General features: G+C 64.9%; 16 protein-coding genes. 4 read left to right on the top strand and 12 right to left on the bottom strand.

Going from position 1 to position 16,709, the window contains the following annotated elements; translation table 11 throughout:
• Position 1 precedes the first annotated feature (1 nt).
• The 9 genes from IVA75_RS26370 to eno all read right to left on the bottom strand — a co-directional run bounded on the left by IVA75_RS26370 (position 2) and on the right by eno (position 10,542).
• On the bottom strand, positions 2-1,390 hold the full coding sequence (locus tag IVA75_RS26370; protein WP_247289664.1) for a pyruvate dehydrogenase complex E1 component subunit beta: 1,389 nt from the start codon (positions 1,388-1,390) through the stop codon (positions 2-4).
• 29 nt (positions 1,391-1,419) lie between these two features.
• Positions 1,420-2,442, bottom strand: coding sequence for a pyruvate dehydrogenase (acetyl-transferring) E1 component subunit alpha (gene pdhA / locus IVA75_RS26365; protein ID WP_247289663.1), 1,023 nt, complete (start codon positions 2,440-2,442; stop codon positions 1,420-1,422).
• Between the two features lie 265 nt (positions 2,443-2,707).
• Positions 2,708-4,225 carry an aldehyde dehydrogenase gene (gene adh / locus IVA75_RS26360; protein WP_247289661.1) on the bottom strand — a complete coding sequence of 506 codons (1,518 nt, stop codon included), beginning with the start codon at positions 4,223-4,225 and terminating at the stop codon, positions 2,708-2,710.
• Between the two features lie 311 nt (positions 4,226-4,536).
• Positions 4,537-5,499, bottom strand: coding sequence for a GAF domain-containing protein (locus IVA75_RS26355; protein ID WP_027567107.1), 963 nt, complete (start codon positions 5,497-5,499; stop codon positions 4,537-4,539).
• Positions 5,500-5,682: 183 nt separating this feature from the next.
• Positions 5,683-6,000: a septum formation initiator family protein gene (locus IVA75_RS26350; RefSeq protein WP_007590617.1), complete on the bottom strand. Its 318-nt coding sequence runs from the start codon at positions 5,998-6,000 to the stop codon at positions 5,683-5,685.
• Between the two features lie 210 nt (positions 6,001-6,210).
• A complete protein-coding gene (locus IVA75_RS26345) occupies positions 6,211-6,762 on the bottom strand; it encodes an NADPH-dependent FMN reductase (RefSeq protein ID WP_027567108.1) in 552 nt (183 codons plus the stop codon).
• Between the two features lie 176 nt (positions 6,763-6,938).
• Positions 6,939-7,937: an MBL fold metallo-hydrolase gene (locus IVA75_RS26340; protein ID WP_247289659.1), complete on the bottom strand. Its 999-nt coding sequence runs from the start codon at positions 7,935-7,937 to the stop codon at positions 6,939-6,941.
• Positions 7,938-8,090: 153 nt separating this feature from the next.
• Positions 8,091-9,224, bottom strand: a complete 1,134-nt coding sequence (locus tag IVA75_RS26335) for a zinc-binding dehydrogenase (RefSeq protein ID WP_027518151.1) — start codon at positions 9,222-9,224, stop codon at positions 8,091-8,093.
• Positions 9,225-9,258: 34 nt separating this feature from the next.
• On the bottom strand, positions 9,259-10,542 hold the full coding sequence (eno, locus tag IVA75_RS26330) for a phosphopyruvate hydratase (protein ID WP_027567111.1): 1,284 nt from the start codon (positions 10,540-10,542) through the stop codon (positions 9,259-9,261).
• A gap of 124 nt (positions 10,543-10,666) precedes the next feature.
• Here eno and queF point away from each other — a divergent pair, with 124 nt between their 5' ends.
• Positions 10,667-11,155, top strand: coding sequence for a preQ(1) synthase (queF, locus tag IVA75_RS26325; protein ID WP_247289657.1), 489 nt, complete (start codon positions 10,667-10,669; stop codon positions 11,153-11,155).
• A 21-nt stretch (positions 11,156-11,176) separates the two neighbouring features.
• Here queF and IVA75_RS26320 read toward each other — a convergent pair whose 3' ends face one another.
• The 3 genes from IVA75_RS26320 to IVA75_RS26310 form a co-directional block, all read right to left on the bottom strand.
• Positions 11,177-12,382: an MFS transporter gene (locus tag IVA75_RS26320; RefSeq protein ID WP_247289655.1), complete on the bottom strand. Its 1,206-nt coding sequence runs from the start codon at positions 12,380-12,382 to the stop codon at positions 11,177-11,179.
• Positions 12,382-13,245, bottom strand: coding sequence for a 3-deoxy-8-phosphooctulonate synthase (gene kdsA, locus IVA75_RS26315; RefSeq protein WP_247289653.1), 864 nt, complete (start codon positions 13,243-13,245; stop codon positions 12,382-12,384). The genes IVA75_RS26320 and kdsA overlap by 1 nt, the downstream gene beginning before the upstream one ends.
• A 123-nt stretch (positions 13,246-13,368) precedes the next feature.
• Positions 13,369-13,695, bottom strand: coding sequence for an NIPSNAP family protein (locus IVA75_RS26310; RefSeq protein ID WP_007610789.1), 327 nt, complete (start codon positions 13,693-13,695; stop codon positions 13,369-13,371).
• Between the two features lie 198 nt (positions 13,696-13,893).
• Here IVA75_RS26310 and IVA75_RS26305 point away from each other — a divergent pair, with 198 nt between their 5' ends.
• The 3 genes from IVA75_RS26305 (at position 13,894) to IVA75_RS26295 (ending at position 16,707) form a co-directional block, all read left to right on the top strand.
• Positions 13,894-14,568: a response regulator transcription factor gene (locus IVA75_RS26305; protein WP_027567114.1), complete on the top strand. Its 675-nt coding sequence runs from the start codon at positions 13,894-13,896 to the stop codon at positions 14,566-14,568.
• Positions 14,565-15,941 (top strand): HAMP domain-containing sensor histidine kinase, encoded by a 1,377-nt coding sequence (locus IVA75_RS26300; protein WP_247289651.1) that lies wholly within the window; start codon positions 14,565-14,567, stop codon positions 15,939-15,941. Before IVA75_RS26305 ends, IVA75_RS26300 begins: the two co-directional genes overlap by 4 nt.
• 103 nt (positions 15,942-16,044) lie before the next feature.
• Complete coding sequence (locus IVA75_RS26295) at positions 16,045-16,707, top strand: rRNA adenine N-6-methyltransferase family protein (RefSeq protein WP_247289649.1); 663 nt, start codon at positions 16,045-16,047, stop codon at positions 16,705-16,707.
• Positions 16,708-16,709: the final 2 nt, after the last annotated feature.

Genomic DNA, 16,709 nt, shown 5'->3' with positions numbered 1-16,709 from the left:
TCTACCTGTAGCAGACGGCTTTGGCGGCCTCGACCACTTCGGCAGCCGAAGGCAGCGCGAGCTTTTCCAGGTTCGCGGCATAGGGCATCGGCACGTCCTTGCCGGAGACGCGGGTTACAGGCGCATCCAGATAGTCGAAGGCATGCTCCATGATCCGCGCGGCGATCTCGGCGCCGACGCCGCTCTGGGCCCAGCCCTCTTCCACCGTGACGGCACGTCCCGTCTTCTTGACGGAGTTGATGATGGTCTCGGTGTCCATCGGACGCAGCGTGCGCAGGTCGATCACCTCGGCCTCGATGCCGTCCTTGGCGAGTTCGTCGGCGGCTTTCAGCGCGTAGCTCATGCCGTTCGACCACGAGATGATCGTGACATGGCTGCCGGAACGCACGATGCGCGCCTTGCCGATCGGAATCACGAAGTCATCGAGCTTCGGCACCTCGCCGGTGTGACCGTAGAGCATCTCGTTCTCGAGGAAGATCACCGGATTGGGATCGCGGATCGCAGCCTTGAGTAGGCCCTTGTAATCAGCGGCCGAGAACGGCGCGACGACCTTGAGGCCCGGGACGTTCGAATACCAGGACGAATAATCCTGGCTGTGCTGAGCGGCCACGCGGGAAGCAGCGCCGTTGGGCCCGCGGAACACGATCGAGCAGCCCATCTGGCCGCCGGACATGTAGAGCGTCTTGGCCGCGGAGTTGATGATCTGGTCGATCGCCTGCATGGCGAAGTTGAAGGTCATGAACTCGACGATCGGCTTCAAACCGCTCATCGCAGCGCCGACGCCGATGCCGGCAAAGCCGTGCTCGGTGATCGGCGTGTCGATGACGCGCTTGGCGCCGAACTCCTGAAGCAGCCCTTGGGTCACCTTGTAGGCGCCTTGGTACTCGGCGACCTCTTCGCCCATCACGAAGACGTCGGCGTCGCGGCGCATTTCTTCTGCCATGGCATCGCGCAGGGCTTCGCGGATGGTCTGCGTCACCATCTCGGTGCCGGCGGGCACTTCCGGGTCGGGTTCTGCGACGGCCTGCGGCGCCGGCGCAGCTTTGGGAGCTGGAGCCTCGGCCTTCGCGGCGGCAGGAGCTGCGGATTCGGCAGCCTTCTGCTGCTGGGCAGGCGCGGGCGCCTTGGCGAGATCGGCGGCACTCTCACCATCGGCGAGAATCGTTGCGATCGGCGTGTTCACGGCCACGTCGGCGGTGCCCTCGGGGATCAGGATCTTGCCGAGCGTACCTTCATCGGTCGCCTCGACCTCCATGGTCGCCTTGTCGGTCTCGATCTCGGCGATGACGTCGCCGGACTTGATCGTCTCACCCTCTTTTTTCAGCCATTTGGAGAGGTTGCCCTTCTCCATAGTGGGCGACAACGCGGGCATCAGCACTTGAATTGGCATATCGACTCCAAAAGAAAGCTTGCGCGCGTTCAGCGGTAAATATCGGTCCAGAGCTCGGCGGCATCCGGCTCGGGATCATGCTGGGCGAAATCGGCGGACGCGTTGACGATGTCGCGCACCTCGGCATCGATCGCCTTCAGATCCTGCTCGCTGACCTTGGCGGCCAATAGGCGGTTGCGCACCTGCTCGATCGGATCCTGGTCGTGGCGGACTTTTTCGACCTCCTCGCGCGATCTGTACTTTGCGGGATCGGACATCGAGTGGCCGCGGTAGCGGTAGGTCTGCATCTCCAGGATGAAGGGGCCCTTGCCGGCGCGGCACCAGGCCGCCGCCTCGTCGCCGGCGGCCTTGACGGCACGGACGTCCATGCCGTCGACCTGCTGGCCGGGAATGTTGAAGGAAGCGCCGCGCTTGGAGAAATCCTGCTGCGCCGAGGCGCGCGAGACCGAAGTGCCCATGGCGTAGCGGTTGTTCTCGATCACGTAGATCACCGGCAGCTTCCAGAGCTCCGCCATGTTGAAGCTCTCATAGACCTGGCCCTGGTTGGCCGCACCGTCGCCGAAATAGGTGACGCTGACATTGTCGTTGTCGCGATAGTGATTGGCGAAAGCGAGCCCGGTGCCGAGCGAGACCTGGGCGCCGACGATGCCGTGGCCGCCGTAAAAGTGCTTCTCCTTGCTGAACATGTGCATGGAGCCGCCCTTGCCCTTGGAATAGCCGCCGCGACGGCCGGTGAGCTCGGCCATGACGCCGTTGGCCTCCATGCCGGTGGCGAGCATATGGCCGTGATCGCGATAGCCGGTGATGACCTGGTCGCCCGGCTTCAGGGCCATCTGCATCCCGACCACCACGGCCTCTTGGCCGATATAAAGGTGGCAGAAGCCGCCGATCGCGCCCATGCCGTAGAGCTGGCCGGCCTTTTCCTCGAACCGCCGGATCAGGAGCATGTCGCGGAGCGCCTTGAGCTCCTGCTCTCTGGTGAATTCCGGGGGCGAACCGCCGTCGGTCTTGTCCTGTGCAGTGCTTGCGGCGGCTTTCTTGGGTGCGGCCATGGGAATTCCGGGTCAGAGAAAACTTCAGCCCTCTCTAACCCAAGTCAAATGCCCTTGGAAAGCACCGCGGCGGCATGGCACGACTTTCATTATGCCGCACTGCAACGTGATCGTAATATTGCAAAATCTTTGACGCGGATCGGGCAACAAATCGACACGGTCGCCGCACGCGCAGATTCGTGACCTCATCAAAAAGCGTCGAGCCGATAAAGTCCCGCCGTTTGGAGTGGGCGACGCCGAAGCGGCGCCGCCCACTTCCGTCCGATCAGAAGAAGCCCAGCTTCTTGGGGCTGTAGCTGACCAGCAGGTTCTTGGTCTGCTGGTAGTGATCGAGCATCATCTTGTGGGTCTCGCGCCCGACGCCCGACTGCTTATAGCCGCCGAAGGCCGCATGCGCGGGATAGGCATGGTAGCAGTTGGTCCAGACCCGGCCGGCCTGGATTGCCCGGCCGAAGCGATAGCAGCGGTTGGCGTCGCGGCTCCAGACGCCGGCCCCCAGGCCGTAGGGCGTGTCGTTGGCGATCTCGAGCGCCTCCTCGTCGTTCTTGAAGGTCGTGACAGAAACGACGGGGCCGAAGATCTCCTCCTGGAAGACGCGCATCTTGTTGTGGCCCTCGAACACGGTCGGCTGGACGTAGAAGCCGCCGGCGAGATCGCCGCCGAGCTCGGCGCGTCCACCGCCGGCCAGCACCTTGGCTCCCTCCTGCTTGCCGATGTCGATGTAGGAGAGGATTTTTGCGAGTTGCTCGCCGGAAGCCTGCGCGCCGATCATGGTGTCGGCCGCGCGCGGATCGCCCTGCTTGATCGCGGCGACGCGCTTCAGCGCCCGATCCATGAAGCGGTCATAGATGTCGGCATGGACCAGCGCTCGGCTCGGACAGGTGCAGACCTCACCCTGATTCAGCGCGAACATGACGAAACCTTCGATCGCCTTGTCGAAGAAATCGTCGTCTTCGGCGATGACGTCGCTGAAGAAGATGTTGGGCGACTTGCCGCCGAGCTCGAGCGTGACGGGAATGAGGTTCTGGCTGGCATATTGCATGATCAGCCGGCCCGTCGTGGTCTCGCCGGTGAAGGCGATCTTGGCGATGCGCGGGCTGGACGCGAGCGGCTTGCCGGCTTCCAGACCAAAGCCGTTGACGATGTTGAGGACGCCGGGCGGCAGAATGTCGCCGATGATCTCGGCCCAGACCATGATCGAGGCCGGGGTCTGCTCGGCCGGCTTGAGCACGACGCAATTGCCGGCGGCGAGCGCGGGCGCGAGCTTCCAGCAGGCCATCAGCAGCGGGAAGTTCCAGGGGATGATCTGGCCGACCACGCCGAGCGGTTCGTGGAAATGGTAGGCAACGGTGTCGTGATCGATCTCGCCGATCGAGCCTTCCTGGGCACGGATGGCGCCGGCGAAATAGCGGAAGTGGTCGATGGCCAGCGGGATGTCCGCTGCGCGGGTCTCGCGGATCGGCTTGCCGTTGTCCCAGGTCTCGGCGATGGCGAGACGCTCGAGATTGTCTTCCATGCGGTCGGCGATCCGGTTCAGCATCGCGGCGCGCTCGGCGACGCTGGTGCGGCCCCAAGCGGCCTTCGCGGCATGCGCTGCGTCGAGCGCTGCCTCGACGTCCTGCGCGTCGGAGCGCGCGATCTTGCAGACGATCTGGCCTGTCACCGGCGAGGCGTTGTCGAAATACTTGCCGGAGATCGGCGCGACGAATTTGCCGCCGATGAAATTGTCGTAACGTTCGGCGAAGGGAATTTTGGTGACGCTGAGGAATTCTACCTTGTTCATTGATCGCTCCCGATGTTTGCTGTTTGCGCAATTCGTCGCGTGGTCGCGACTTGCGCCGACGATGTCGCGGGAGGCGTCTTCTGTCAGCCCTGATAGGAGCGATGACGGAGCCGACCTGTCGCAGTTCTGCGACAGGTGACGAGGCTGCACGTCGTGCCGCCGCACGTAATGACGCCGCCGCACATACTGACCTCATCCTGAGGAGCGCGCTCTTGCGCGCGTCTCGAAGGATGGCTGGGGTGACAGCAGGGCATCTTGTGGTTCGAGACGACCGCTTCGCGGTCTCCTCACCATGAGGATCTACCAGCAGCTCAATGCGCGTTCAGCTCGAACCGCTTGAGTTTTCTGTGCAGCGTGGCGCGGCTGACGCCGAGGGCCTTGGCGGCCGCCGAGACATTGCCGCCCGCACGCAGGAGCGCCCGCTGCAACACTGCGCGCTGACCGCCGGCAAGATGGTCGCGCGCGGTGTCGCCGCCGAGGAGATCGGCGGCAGGCATCGGCTGCAACGCCCGGCCGGGCGCAATCCCGAGTCCCGCTCGGGCGGACCGGGTGGCGCCGATCACGAGATCGTCCGCATCGACCGCAACGAGGCCGCCGCACTGGCCGTCCGCAGCTTGCGTCAGCACGATGCGGGCATGGGCGAAGGCCCTGCGAAACAGATCGGCCTCGATACGCCTGGCCGCCTCACCGGCCGCGAGCGCGATCAGACTGGAAAACACGTCGGTGCGGTCGGCGCGGCAGGAGGAGACGTCGAGCACGCCCGCGAACGCAGCCTCATGGTCGTAGATCGGAACGGCGGTGCAGCTCAGAAGCGTGTTGCGGGTGAAGAAATGCTGATCGCGGTCGATCGTCAGCGGACGCTGCTCGACGAGGCAGGTGCCGATGCCGTTGGTGCCCTCATGCTCCTCGCTCCAGAGCGCGCCGGTCCAGAGGCCCCAGGACTGAAATGTCGCATCGTCCGCCGGGCTGCCGCGGCGATCGACTGGCACGCCCTCGCCGTCCGCAAGCAGCACGCAGCAGCCGCTGGCGCCGACCGCCTGATGGAGCCGGTCCATCGCACCCCGCGCGGCGGCGAGCAGCGGCGCGACGCGCTCCCGCGCGCGGTGCAGCTCGGCTTCGCTCAGCCGGTTCGGCGAGCTACGGCCGGCGGGATCAAGACGATGCAATCTGGATGAACGGCGCCACGAGGCCACGAGCGACGAGCGTGCCGCCTGGCCTGACGTAATGGCGGCCTCGACACGGGCAGCGTGATGCCGGGGGGATTGCCCATTCATCACTGTTTCCTCCGGGTGGCAATCTAGACGGTGCCGGCACGGCCCGGTTGATCTGCGTCAACCCTGGCCATGATGATGGAAGCCATGAGCCGGTTGCGGCGCTGCCGTCAAGACGGCAGTCCGGTTCCAGGCCTTCAACTTAGAGGCCTTCAACTTGGAGGCCTTCAACTTTCGGAAGAGTTGTCAGTTCGCCGGGATCGTCCGGACGAGATCGCGCGGATTGACGTAGTCGAGCTGGAAGCGCGCCCGCTCGTCCAGCATGTCGGGGTCGATCTTCGCGGAGCGCAGCAGCGAAACGCGCTGCTCGCTCCTGGCACGCTCGCGCTTGAGCTGGGCAAGCTCGCTCGTCAGCGCCACGATCTCCTGGTCGAGCTCCTGGCGGGCGTTGAGGCCGTATTTGCCGGTATAGGCGTTGACGCCGAAATAGCCGACGATGGCGGCCGCCATCGCATAGAGGGCAAGACCGGTCAGGATCGATTTCAGGCGCGCGCGGGAGACCATCCTGGGAAGATGGGACAGGTTGGTTAAGGGCGTGCTAATTGCCCCCGCCCGCATCGCGTTCCCGTGCCTGACTTAGCCGTCATGCCCGGCCTTGTGCCGGGCATCCACGTTCTTCGTCAATTTAGCGAGCACGTGGATGGCCGGGACATCTAGCGCGAAGACGCGCTTCGCGCTTTTGCCCGGCCATGACGAAGTCCTGAGAATCGCGCCTCAGCCGTGGTGCTTCGCCACGTGCACCGCAAACGCGTCGATATAGGCCTGGAGCACGGGCTTCAGGGACTCCTTCGTCAGATTGCCGTCGGCGTCGAAGGCGTCGCCCACCCCGTTCAGATAAGCCTCCGGCTGCTGCAGGATCGGACCGGAAATGCCCGGCAGGATGTTCTGCAGCGTCTTGGCGGCGCTGACGCCGCCGAGCGGACCCGGCGAGTTCGCGACGATGCCGACCGGCTTGCCGTTGAACGAGCTCTTGCCATAGGGCCGCGAGGCGACGTCGATGGCGTTCTTCAGCACGCCCGGGATCGCGCGATTGTATTCCGGCGTGACGAAGATGACGCCGTCCGACTTCTGGATCTTTTCGCGAAAAGACAGCCAGTCGGCCGGCGGCGCGCCCTCGAGGTCCTGGTTGAAGAACGAGATGCCGGCCGGCGTGATGACCTCGAGCTTGAGCGAAGCCGGCGCGAGCTTGGCGAGCGCATGAGCGATCTTCAGCGAGAAGCTGTCCTTGCGCAGGCTGCCGGCGATCGTGACGATATTGTAGGCCATGGAGTGTCCTCGAAATCTTCAGCGGGAGTGCCGGGGCGGCACTTAAGCGGTCCCGAGTGATGGATGCAAGTGCATGGACCGGTCGGATTTGGAAACGCTGGGTTTCTGAACGGTTGCCCAAACAATCAGGCCGCCAAGTGGCGGCCTGACTCCTCGGCACAAATCTGCAAACCGGCTCAGATCGTCGGATTCCACGCCGACGGGATCAGGCGATATTTGGCGCCGTCCTTCTCGACATGGCCGACCGAGGGGAAGGTGAAGTGGAAGCCGATCACGGTCGCCTTTTCGGCTGCCGCCATGTCGTAGAATTTGTGGCGGGTCTCCTGCGCCAGCGCAGCATCGGTGTCGAACATCACATGCCAGTCCGGATTGCGCAGGAAGAACTCTGGGATGTTGGTGACGTCGGACTGGATCAGCACCTTAGCATCGCCCGAGGCGACCGCGAACGAGGTGTGCCCGGGGGTGTGGCCGGGCGTCGCGATCGACGTGATGCCCGGCGCGACCTCCTTGCCCCACTCGTATTTCGTCACCTTGGATTCGAGGCCGGCAAAGGTCTTCTTCACGTTGGCGAAGTAGTTCTTCATCATCGCGTTGGACTCGGCCTTGGCGGCGTTGTCCTCGCTGGTCCAGAACTCCCAGTCCTTGCCCGGCACCATGATCTCCGCATTGGGGAAGGCAAGCGCGCCGTCGGCGAGACGAATGCCGTTGGTGTGGTCGGGATGCAGATGCGAGAGCAGCACGACGTCGATGCTCTTGGGGTCGATGCCGGCGGCCTGGAGGTTCTGCAGAGTGCGGCCGACGGCGCCCTTGCTGGACTCCAGATTGGCGACACCGTTGCCGGTATCGATCAGCACGAGCTTGGAGCCGGTGTTGATGAGCTGCGGGTTGAACGGCACCGTGACCATGCCCTTCGGCATGTAGGCCGCCTCGCCCGCGGCCAGCGCTTCCTCCTTCGGCGCGTTGACGACGAACTTGTCCGGCATCGGGAAAGTGCGCGCGCCGTCATTGATCGAGGTGCACTCGTAGCTGCCGACCTTATAGCGGTAGAAGCCCGGCGCCTGCGTGCCGGCTTGCGGCACCGCGGCATTGGCGGCGGTCGGTCCAAGCTTGGTCACGGCCGCCGCACCGAGGGCGGCGGCGCCTGCGAGCAAATGGCGGCGGTTGAGATCGGTCATGGAGAGGTCCCCTTCTGAGCGCGCCTTGCGGTTTTGTCCGCTTTCAATGGCGGCGGAATAATCTCCCGCTTCGCTCAGAAGGCAAGACCTTCTTTAGACAAGTCCTTCTTTAGACAAGACCTTCTTTTGGTGACGTGCCCTTGCACATCACGATTATTTATTTGGGTTGATGAGGAATTTTTCGCCGGTGGCGCGTTTGGCGTAGACCGCGATATTGGCGGGATCGAGCGCCTCCGAAAGCGACACCACCTTGGTGTAGTGGCTGGCAAACGTGGTCTTCAGTTCGTCGACGACGCGCTGGCGCAGCCTAGCCCCGTCCGCCTGCCCGATCTTCATCAGAAACGGAAACAGCAGCCAGCCGCCGACGCCCCAGGCCATGCCGAAGCCGCGCGGCAGCTCGATCGGGCGAACATCGAGCGCGCCATAGACGTAGACCTGCTTGTGCACGTTGGAGCCATAGCGGCTGTATTCCTTCGCGGTCTTGTTGATCGCGACTTCCATGCAGTTGAGGATGTCGCCGGCGAGCTTGCCGCCGCCGATGGCATCGAAGGCGATGGTGGCGCCGGTCTCGACCAGCGCATTGGTGAGATCGCCGAGGAAGCTCGGCGCGGTGGAATCGACGACATATTTGGCGCCGATCTTGTGCAGGATGTCGGCCTGCTCCTTGCTGCGCACGATGTTGACCAGCGGGATGCCGTCCTTGATGCAGATCTTGTTCAGCATCTGGCCGAGATTGGATGCGGCCGCAGTGTGCACCAGCGCCTTGTGACCCTCGCGTCGCATGGTCTCGGTCATGCCGAGCGCGGTCAGCGGATTGACGAAGCAGGAGGCCCCTTCGGCCGGCGTGGTGCCCTCGGGCAGCGGCAGGCACTCGCGTACTTTCAGCGTGCGATACTGCGTATACATCGCGCCGCCGATCATGGCGACGGTCTTGCCCATCAGGGCCTTGGCGGCATCCGACGAGCCGGTCCTGATCACGACTCCCGCACCTTCGTTACCAACCGGCATGGACTCGTCGAGCCGGCCTGCCATCGCCCGCATCGCGCCTTCCGGCACCTTCGCGGTGATGACGGGAGCGCCCTTGTCGCCCGAAGCCTTTGCCGTGCTCATGTCGGCCGCGCCGATCAGGAGCCCGAGGTCGGACGGGTTGATCGGCGCCGCCTCAACGCGGACGACGACCTCGTCCGCGGCGGGTTCGGGGGTCGGCACGTCGAGCAGCGAGATTTCGAGCTCGCCGCTCTTCTTGATCAGCGAACGCAGTTGCAGGCCGTTTTTGCCGTCGCTCATGTCGATCCTCCCCTGTTTTTGTCCGACCGCTGGCTTATGCCAGAGCCTTCAGTGCCGCCTTGCCGCCGTAGAGCGCCTGCTTGCCGAGCTGCTGCTCGATGCGCAGGAGCTGGTTGTATTTGGCGGTGCGATCGGAGCGTGCAAGGGAGCCGGTCTTGATCTGTCCGCAATTGGTGGCGACCGCGAGGTCGGCGATGGTGGAATCCTCGGTCTCGCCGGAGCGGTGCGACATCACCGAGGTGTAGCCGGCCTTGTGCGCCATCTCGACGGCGGCGAGCGTCTCGGTCAGCGTGCCGATCTGGTTGACCTTGATCAGGATCGAGTTGGCCCGTCCGGCCTTGATGCCTTCGGCAAGGCGCTTGACGTTGGTGACGAAGAGATCGTCGCCGACGAGCTGGCACTTCTTGCCGACGAGGTCGGTCAGCTCTTTCCAGCCGTCCATGTCGTCTTCCGACATGCCGTCCTCGATGGTCACGATCGGATAGCGCGAGACGAGGTCGGCAAGGTACTTGGCCTGCTCGGAGATCGAGCGGGTCTTGCCCTCGCCTTCGTAGACGTATTTGCCGTCCTTGAAGAACTCGGTCGAGGCGCAGTCGAGCCCAATGACGATGTCGGAGCCCGCCTTGTAACCGGCCTTGCCGATCGCGTTCATGACGAATTCGAGCGCGGCGTCCGCCGACGGCAGGTTCGGGGCAAAGCCGCCCTCGTCGCCGACATTGGTGTTGTGGCCGGCCTTCTTCAGCTCCGACTTCAGGGTGTGGAAGACCTCGGCGCCGTAGCGCAGGCCCTCGGCAAAGGAAGACGCGCCAACCGGCAGGATCATGAATTCCTGGAAGTCGATCGGGTTGTCGGCGTGCATGCCGCCATTGATGATGTTCATCATCGGCACCGGCAAGAGACGCGCCGAGGTGCCGCCGACGTAACGGTACAGCGGCATGTCGAGCGAGTTCGCAGCCGCCTTGGCGCAGGCGAGCGAGACGCCGAGAATGGCGTTGGCTCCCAGCCGGCTCTTGTTCGGCGTGCCGTCGAGGTCGATCATGATCTGGTCGAGCTGGGCCTGCTGCTCGACATCGAGGCCGTTCAGCGCCTCGAAGATCTCGCCGTTGACGGCGCCGACCGCCTTGGTGACGCCCTTGCCGAGATAGCGGGCCTTGTCGCCGTCGCGCAGTTCCACCGCCTCGTGGGCGCCGGTGGAGGCGCCGGACGGCACGGCAGCACGGCCAAGCGCGCCATCTTCCAGCACGACGTCGACCTCGACGGTGGGATTGCCCCGGCTATCCAGGATTTCGCGTCCGATGATGTCGATGATGGCGGTCATGAGGGCCTCTTTTCGGGGGACTAAGCAGTCAGTTGGGGTGCTTCTACCGCAATGCATCGAAGCGGAAAAGGCCGGGTGACGGCCGCACGATGATTGGCTAAGAGGGCGCCACGGAGGCGGCCTGATGTCGAAAAAGCCCAGCAAATCGAACAACTCAAGCTCGGATTCAGCTGCCCTGCAGCTTGGCCGCGCCGTGGAATGGCCGGATGCGCCCGAAAAAGCCAAGCTCGACCGCGTGCCCAATCCGCAAGGCGGCACCGATTATCTGGTACGCTTCACCGTGCCGGAATTCACCTCGCTCTGCCCGGTCACGGGACAGCCGGATTTCGCACATCTGATGATCGACTACGCCCCCGGCCAATGGTTGCTGGAGTCGAAGTCGCTCAAACTCTACATCGCGAGCTTCCGCAATCACGGCGCCTTCCACGAGGACTGCACCGTCATGATCGGCAAGCGCATCGCGAGCGAGATCAAGCCGAAGTTCCTGCGCATCGGCGGCTACTGGTATCCGCGCGGCGGCATCCCGATCGACGTGTTCTGGCAGACCGGCCGTGCGCCGAAGGGATTGTGGGTGCCCGAGCAGGGCGTCGCGCCTTATCGCGGGCGGGGCTGAGCTCTCTCTCGTGTCCAGGCCTCAGCGCGCGTCGGATGGCGCGCGCTGCTTGAGCAACCGGGCGCACACGAAACCGAGCGCGACCATGATCGCAGCGCTCGCGAACAGCGTCGGCATCTTGCCGCCATGCTGGAGGCCAAGGCCATAGGCGAGCGGCCCGACCGTCTGCCCCATGAAGAAGAAGAACGAATGCAGCGACAGCGCGGTCGCGCGCGCCTCGACCGAGAGCTCGCTGGCAAACATCTGAAGGCAGCCATGGGCGATGTAGAAGCCCCAGCCCATCACGATGAGATTGAGCGCCTGCACTTCCCAGCGTAGGCCAAAGGCGACGACAACGAGCTGCGAGGCCACCAGTGTCATGCCCGCGATCATCATTCCCTTCATGCCCAGCCATGGCAGCAGGCGCGACACCGTCAGGGTGTAGAACAAGCCGCCGACCGCAAAGCCCGCGATGACGAGACCCGCGATCGAGAGCGAGGTCTGCCCGAGCTCGAACAGGAACGAGGCGATGTAGGGAAACAGGCCGAGCACACAGCAGCCTTCGATGAACACCGCCGCATAACAGACATAGGCGTTCGGGTTGGTGAAGATGGTGCGATAGCCGGCCTTCAGCGCCGCCAGGCTCGTCTTCGGCGGATGCTTGACCTTGGCGCCACGAAAACCGGCGGCGACCGCGATCGACGCAACGATCACGAGCACGCCGAGCACCGCCAGCACGCCGCGCCAGCCGAGGAAATCGCCGATCAGGCCGGAGGCCGAGGCGCCGAGGAGATTGCCGGTCATCGCGCCCGCAAGCGTGCGGCTGATCGCGACCTGGCGTTTCTCCGGACCGACGAGATCGCTGGTCAGGCTGAGCGCCACCGGAAACACGCCACCGGAGCCGATGCCGGCGAGGATACGGGTCGCGAACAGAACCGAGAATGAGGTCGAGAGTGAGCCCAGGATGTTGGCAAGGCCGAGCAGCGCGAGGCAGCCGATCATCAGCCGCGTCTTGCCGAACAGATCGGCGGCGGCGCCGACGATCGGCTGGATGATCGAGAAGGTGAAGGCGAACACCGCGGCAAAGCCGGCAGCGGTCGCGATGCTGACGCCAAAATCCTCGGCGACGTGCGGCAGCACCGGATCGAGCGCGCGCGCGGAGAGCGCTGCGGCGAAGCTTGCACCGGAGATGACGTAGAGCGCGGCCGGCAGGCCGTGATCGTGCGGCCGCGCTGCGCCTTCCTGCATCAGTGCGGATCGGCTTTGGTGGAATCTTTGGCGAGCGCGTCGAACGCCATCAGCTTTCGGATCAGCGCCTCGAATTCGCGCAGCGGCACCATGTTGGGTCCGTCGGACGGCGCGTTATCAGGGTCGGGATGGGTCTCGATGAAGACACCGGCAACACCGACGGCAACGGCTGCGCGTGCGAGCACCGGCACGAATTCGCGCTCGCCCCCGGAAGACGTCCCCTTCCCGCCCGGCTGTTGCACCGAGTGAGTGGCGTCGAAGATCACGGGGGCGCCGGTGGTCCGCGCCAGGATCGGTAAGGCGCGCATGTCGGAGACCAGCGTGTTGTAGCCGAAGGAGGCACCGCGTTCAGTGACGAGCACGTTCGGATTATTCGCGCTCGTGATCTTGGACACGACATTGGCCATGTCCCAGGGCGCGAGAAACTGGCCCTTCTTGACGTTGACGACCTTGCCGGTTGCGGCGGCCGCCAGCAACAGATCGGTCTGGCGACACAGGAAGGCGGGGATCTGCAGGATGTCCACGGCCTGCGCCACATCGGCGCACTGCGCGGCGTCATGCACGTCGGTCAGAACCGGCAGGCCGAGCGACGATCGGATTTCGGCGAAGATCGGCAGCGACTGGGCAAGCCCGAGACCACGCGCAGCCGACGCGCTGGTGCGATTGGCCTTGTCGAACGAGGTCTTGTAGACGAGGCCGATCTGCAGCCGCGCGGCGATCTCCTGCAGCGCGGAGGCCACCTCCAGCGCATGCTGGCGGCTTTCGAGCTGACACGGCCCGGCAATGATCGAGATCGGCAGATCATTGCCGAATTTGACCTTGCCAATGGTGACGACCGGCGCCGCTGACGTCGAAGAGCTCAAGGCAAATCCCTCGTTGCGGCGCGACCATAGCCGCGATGAAGGGCGGATCAACCCCATTCGGCCTGGGCTCCCAGAATATCAGGGTTGCGCTCAAGCCCCCGCGAAGCCTCGCGCCGGCACCCTCTACTTCACCGCCGAGAAGGCGGTCGGCGCCAGGATCTGGCTGACGATGTTGCCGACGATCTGGCCGTCCGCCTCGCTCTCGGCCCGCCCTTTCATCCAGTCCGGATCGGTCATGAAGGCGGCCCACTTCTTCTCGCGCTCGGCGAGCGACTCCCAGGCCAGGAAATAGGTCAGCTCCTGGTTGGATTCACCGATCAGGGTCGTAAAAAACCCGGCCTGCTTGATGCCGTGCTTTTCCCACACCTTCAGCGTGACGGTCTCGAACCGCTTGAGCAGTGCCGGCAGGCGGCCGGGCACGCAGCGATAGATGCGCATTTCGTAGATCATTCTTGTTCCTCCCTGATCAGGTCCGGCGGTTATATCGGCTGGCCCTGACGGTGTCTTGAGGCCCGCTCGGCCGCCCCCTGTGGCGTTCCGCGCATGGCTAAGGTCCGCTCAAAGCCGCTTCATGGAGAGCCGGTTCCCGCAATGCTGCCGCAATGATACGCCCGCTAGATTGACGCGATTGAGGTTGAGGTGCGGATCATGCGGATTTTGCTCGTCGAGGACGAGGCCGAAATGGCCGACGCGCTGGCGTCGGCGCTGAAGCGCTACGACATGGTCGTGGACCACGCCCCCACGCTCGCCGAGGCGGAAGAGGCCATTTCTGCCGACGTCCACGCCGCCGTCCTGCTCGATCGCCAGCTTCCCGATGGCGACGGTCTCACCCTGATCCCGAAACTCAGGGCACGCGCCGACGGCGTACCGATCATCGTGTTGACGGCGCGCGGCGAACTCGCCGACCGGGTCGCCGGGCTCGACTGCGGAGCGGATGATTATCTGTCAAAGCCGTTCGCGGTGGAGGAATTGCTGGCGCGGCTGCGCGCCGTGCTGCGCCGGCCCGCCGGGCTGCATCCCGACATCATGCACGCCGGCCGCCTCGCCTTCGATTTCGGCCATCGCGAGGCAAGCATCGACGGGGCTCCGCTCGAGCTGCCGCGGCGCGAGCTCCTCGTGCTGGAAGCCCTGGTCCGCCGCATGGGCCGGACCGTGCTGCGCTCCGCGCTGGAAGAAGCCGTCTACAGTTTCGACGACGAGATCCAGTCGAATGCGCTCGATACGCATGTGTCGCGCCTGCGCCGCAAACTCTCGGAAGCCGATGCGCACGTGGAGATCCATGGCATCCGCGGCGTCGGCTATCTCTTGAAGAAGCTACCATGAGCAAGCACCACGATCCCTATTGCCTGCGCTCGCGGCTGAGCTGGCGCCTGCTGTCGCTCCAGGCGGTGCTGCTCACGGCGCTCGTTGCCGTCATCGTCGGGGCGTTGAGCGTATCGGGGTTCGTGCTCGCCGGGCGCGACGAAGATCGGGTGATCGATATCGTCCGGCGCGCGCTCGGACGCGACGCGCAAGGCGACCTGGTCCTGCGGTCGACGACCGAGCTGAAACAATTGCGCAGCGAGACCCCCGATCTCTGGTTCCTGGTCCGCGACAGGCAGGGACATTCGCTCAGCGAAGGCGCCGTGCCGGCCGAATTCGCCGCCATCGGCAGCGGCCTCGACCAGATCAGCCAGGCCCGGCTCGGCTGGCAGCTGTTCGAGGACGATCCGCGCAAGGCCCCGGCGCGGCTGAAGCGGGTCGATACCGACGCCGGCAATGTGCAAATCATCACGGCGACACAAGGCAAGCTCACCGGCGCCAAGGCGTTGTTCATGACCTCGCTTGCATTGCTGGGCATCGCCCTGCCCGGCCTGCTCCTCATGGGAACGGCGACGTTCATTGCGACGCCGATGATCGTGCGGCGCGCCTTCGAGGCGCTCGATGCGACGGCGGACCAGGCGCGGCACATCGACATCCATCAACGCGGCGCGCGGCTGTCGCTGGACCGGATTCCGCTGGAGGTCGTGCCGCTCGTGACTGCGGTCAACGACGCGCTGGCGCGGCTAGACCAGGGCTATGCCCGCCACAAGCGCTTCGTCGCAGATGCCGCACACGAGTTGCGCACGCCGATCGCAATCCTGAACACGCGGCTGGAGTCGCTTCCAGCGGGGCCGGACAAGATCCGGCTGCTGGAGGATTCCGCGCGGCTGGCGACACTTGCCGAGCAATTGCTGGACATTCAGCGGCTCGATCGCTGCGGTCATCCCTTCACGCGCGTCGACCTCGTCGCAATCGCGCAAAGCGCGGCCGCAGATCTCGCGCCGCTGGCCATTGCCGCCGGCTACGAGCTGGCGCTCGACGCCCCCTTCACGCCGGTCGAAACGATCGGCGATGCGGCGGCGCTGGAGCGCGCGCTGACCAACCTCGTGCAGAATGCGATCCAGCACGGCCCTCGCCGCGGCACCATCGGCATTCGTATCAGCAGGCCCGCGAGCATCGAGGTCACGGACGAAGGCGCCGGCATTCCGGCCGATCAGCGCGAACAAATATTCGAGCCGTTCTACCGGCTGACACCGCTCGATCGCGGTGCCGGTCTCGGCCTCAACATGGTGCGCGAGATCGTGCTCCTGCATGGTGGCCACATCTCGGTCGCGGACGCAGCGATCGGCGGCGCGTGCTTCAGGATTTCACTGCCGCCCGTCCGGGAGAATTGACGCAATCGGCATGCAGCCCGCAATGCTGTCGCAATGCACTCAAGCGATTGTTCGGCCGCCTCACCACTGACCTGCGAGGCGCAACCAAGATGCCGGAGTGCGCATGCCCAACGATTTCCTCTCGTTCTTTCTGTCATGGATGTCAGCCCCGCGCCGAGTCGGCGCGATCGCGCCGTCAAGCGCGGCGCTGGCCGATCTCATCACCCGCGAGATCACCGCATCGACCGGCCCTGTTCTCGAACTCGGCCCCGGCACCGGCGCGTTCACCTACAAGCTGCTCAAACGCGGCGTGCGTCAGCAGGACCTCACGTTGATCGAATACGGCTCCGACTTCATGAAGGTGCTCCAGATGCGTTTTCCCAACGCGCGCGTCTTGTGGATGGATGCGGGGCGGCTGGCAACGGAGCGCCTCTATGACGGCGCGCCCGTCGGCGCGGTCGTGAGCGGCCTGCCGCTGCTCAACATGTCGACGCGCAAGGTCGTCTCGATCGTCGGTGGCGCGTTCAGTCATGTCCGCCCCGGCGGCGCCTTCTACCAGTTCACCTACGGCATGAGTTGCCCTATCCCGCGGCCCGTGCTCGATCGGCTGGGCTTGCGCGCAAAACTGGTGGATCGTGCCCTGCTGAACGTGCCGCCGGCCGCCGTCTACAAGCTGACGCGCCGGCCGCAGATGAAGCTCGTTACGGGATCGCTTACGCCTGATACGTCAATGCCGGCCACGCCGGAGCCGATGCATCTCGCACGCGACTGCACGGCCACGCCCTGAGC

Origin of the sequence: Bradyrhizobium sp. 134 (genome assembly GCF_023074155.1) — a bacterium.
GTDB lineage: Bacteria > Pseudomonadota > Alphaproteobacteria > Rhizobiales > Xanthobacteraceae > Bradyrhizobium.
The sequence above is the reverse complement of the archived record's forward strand: the minus strand, read 5'-3'. Positions and strand labels throughout refer to the sequence as shown.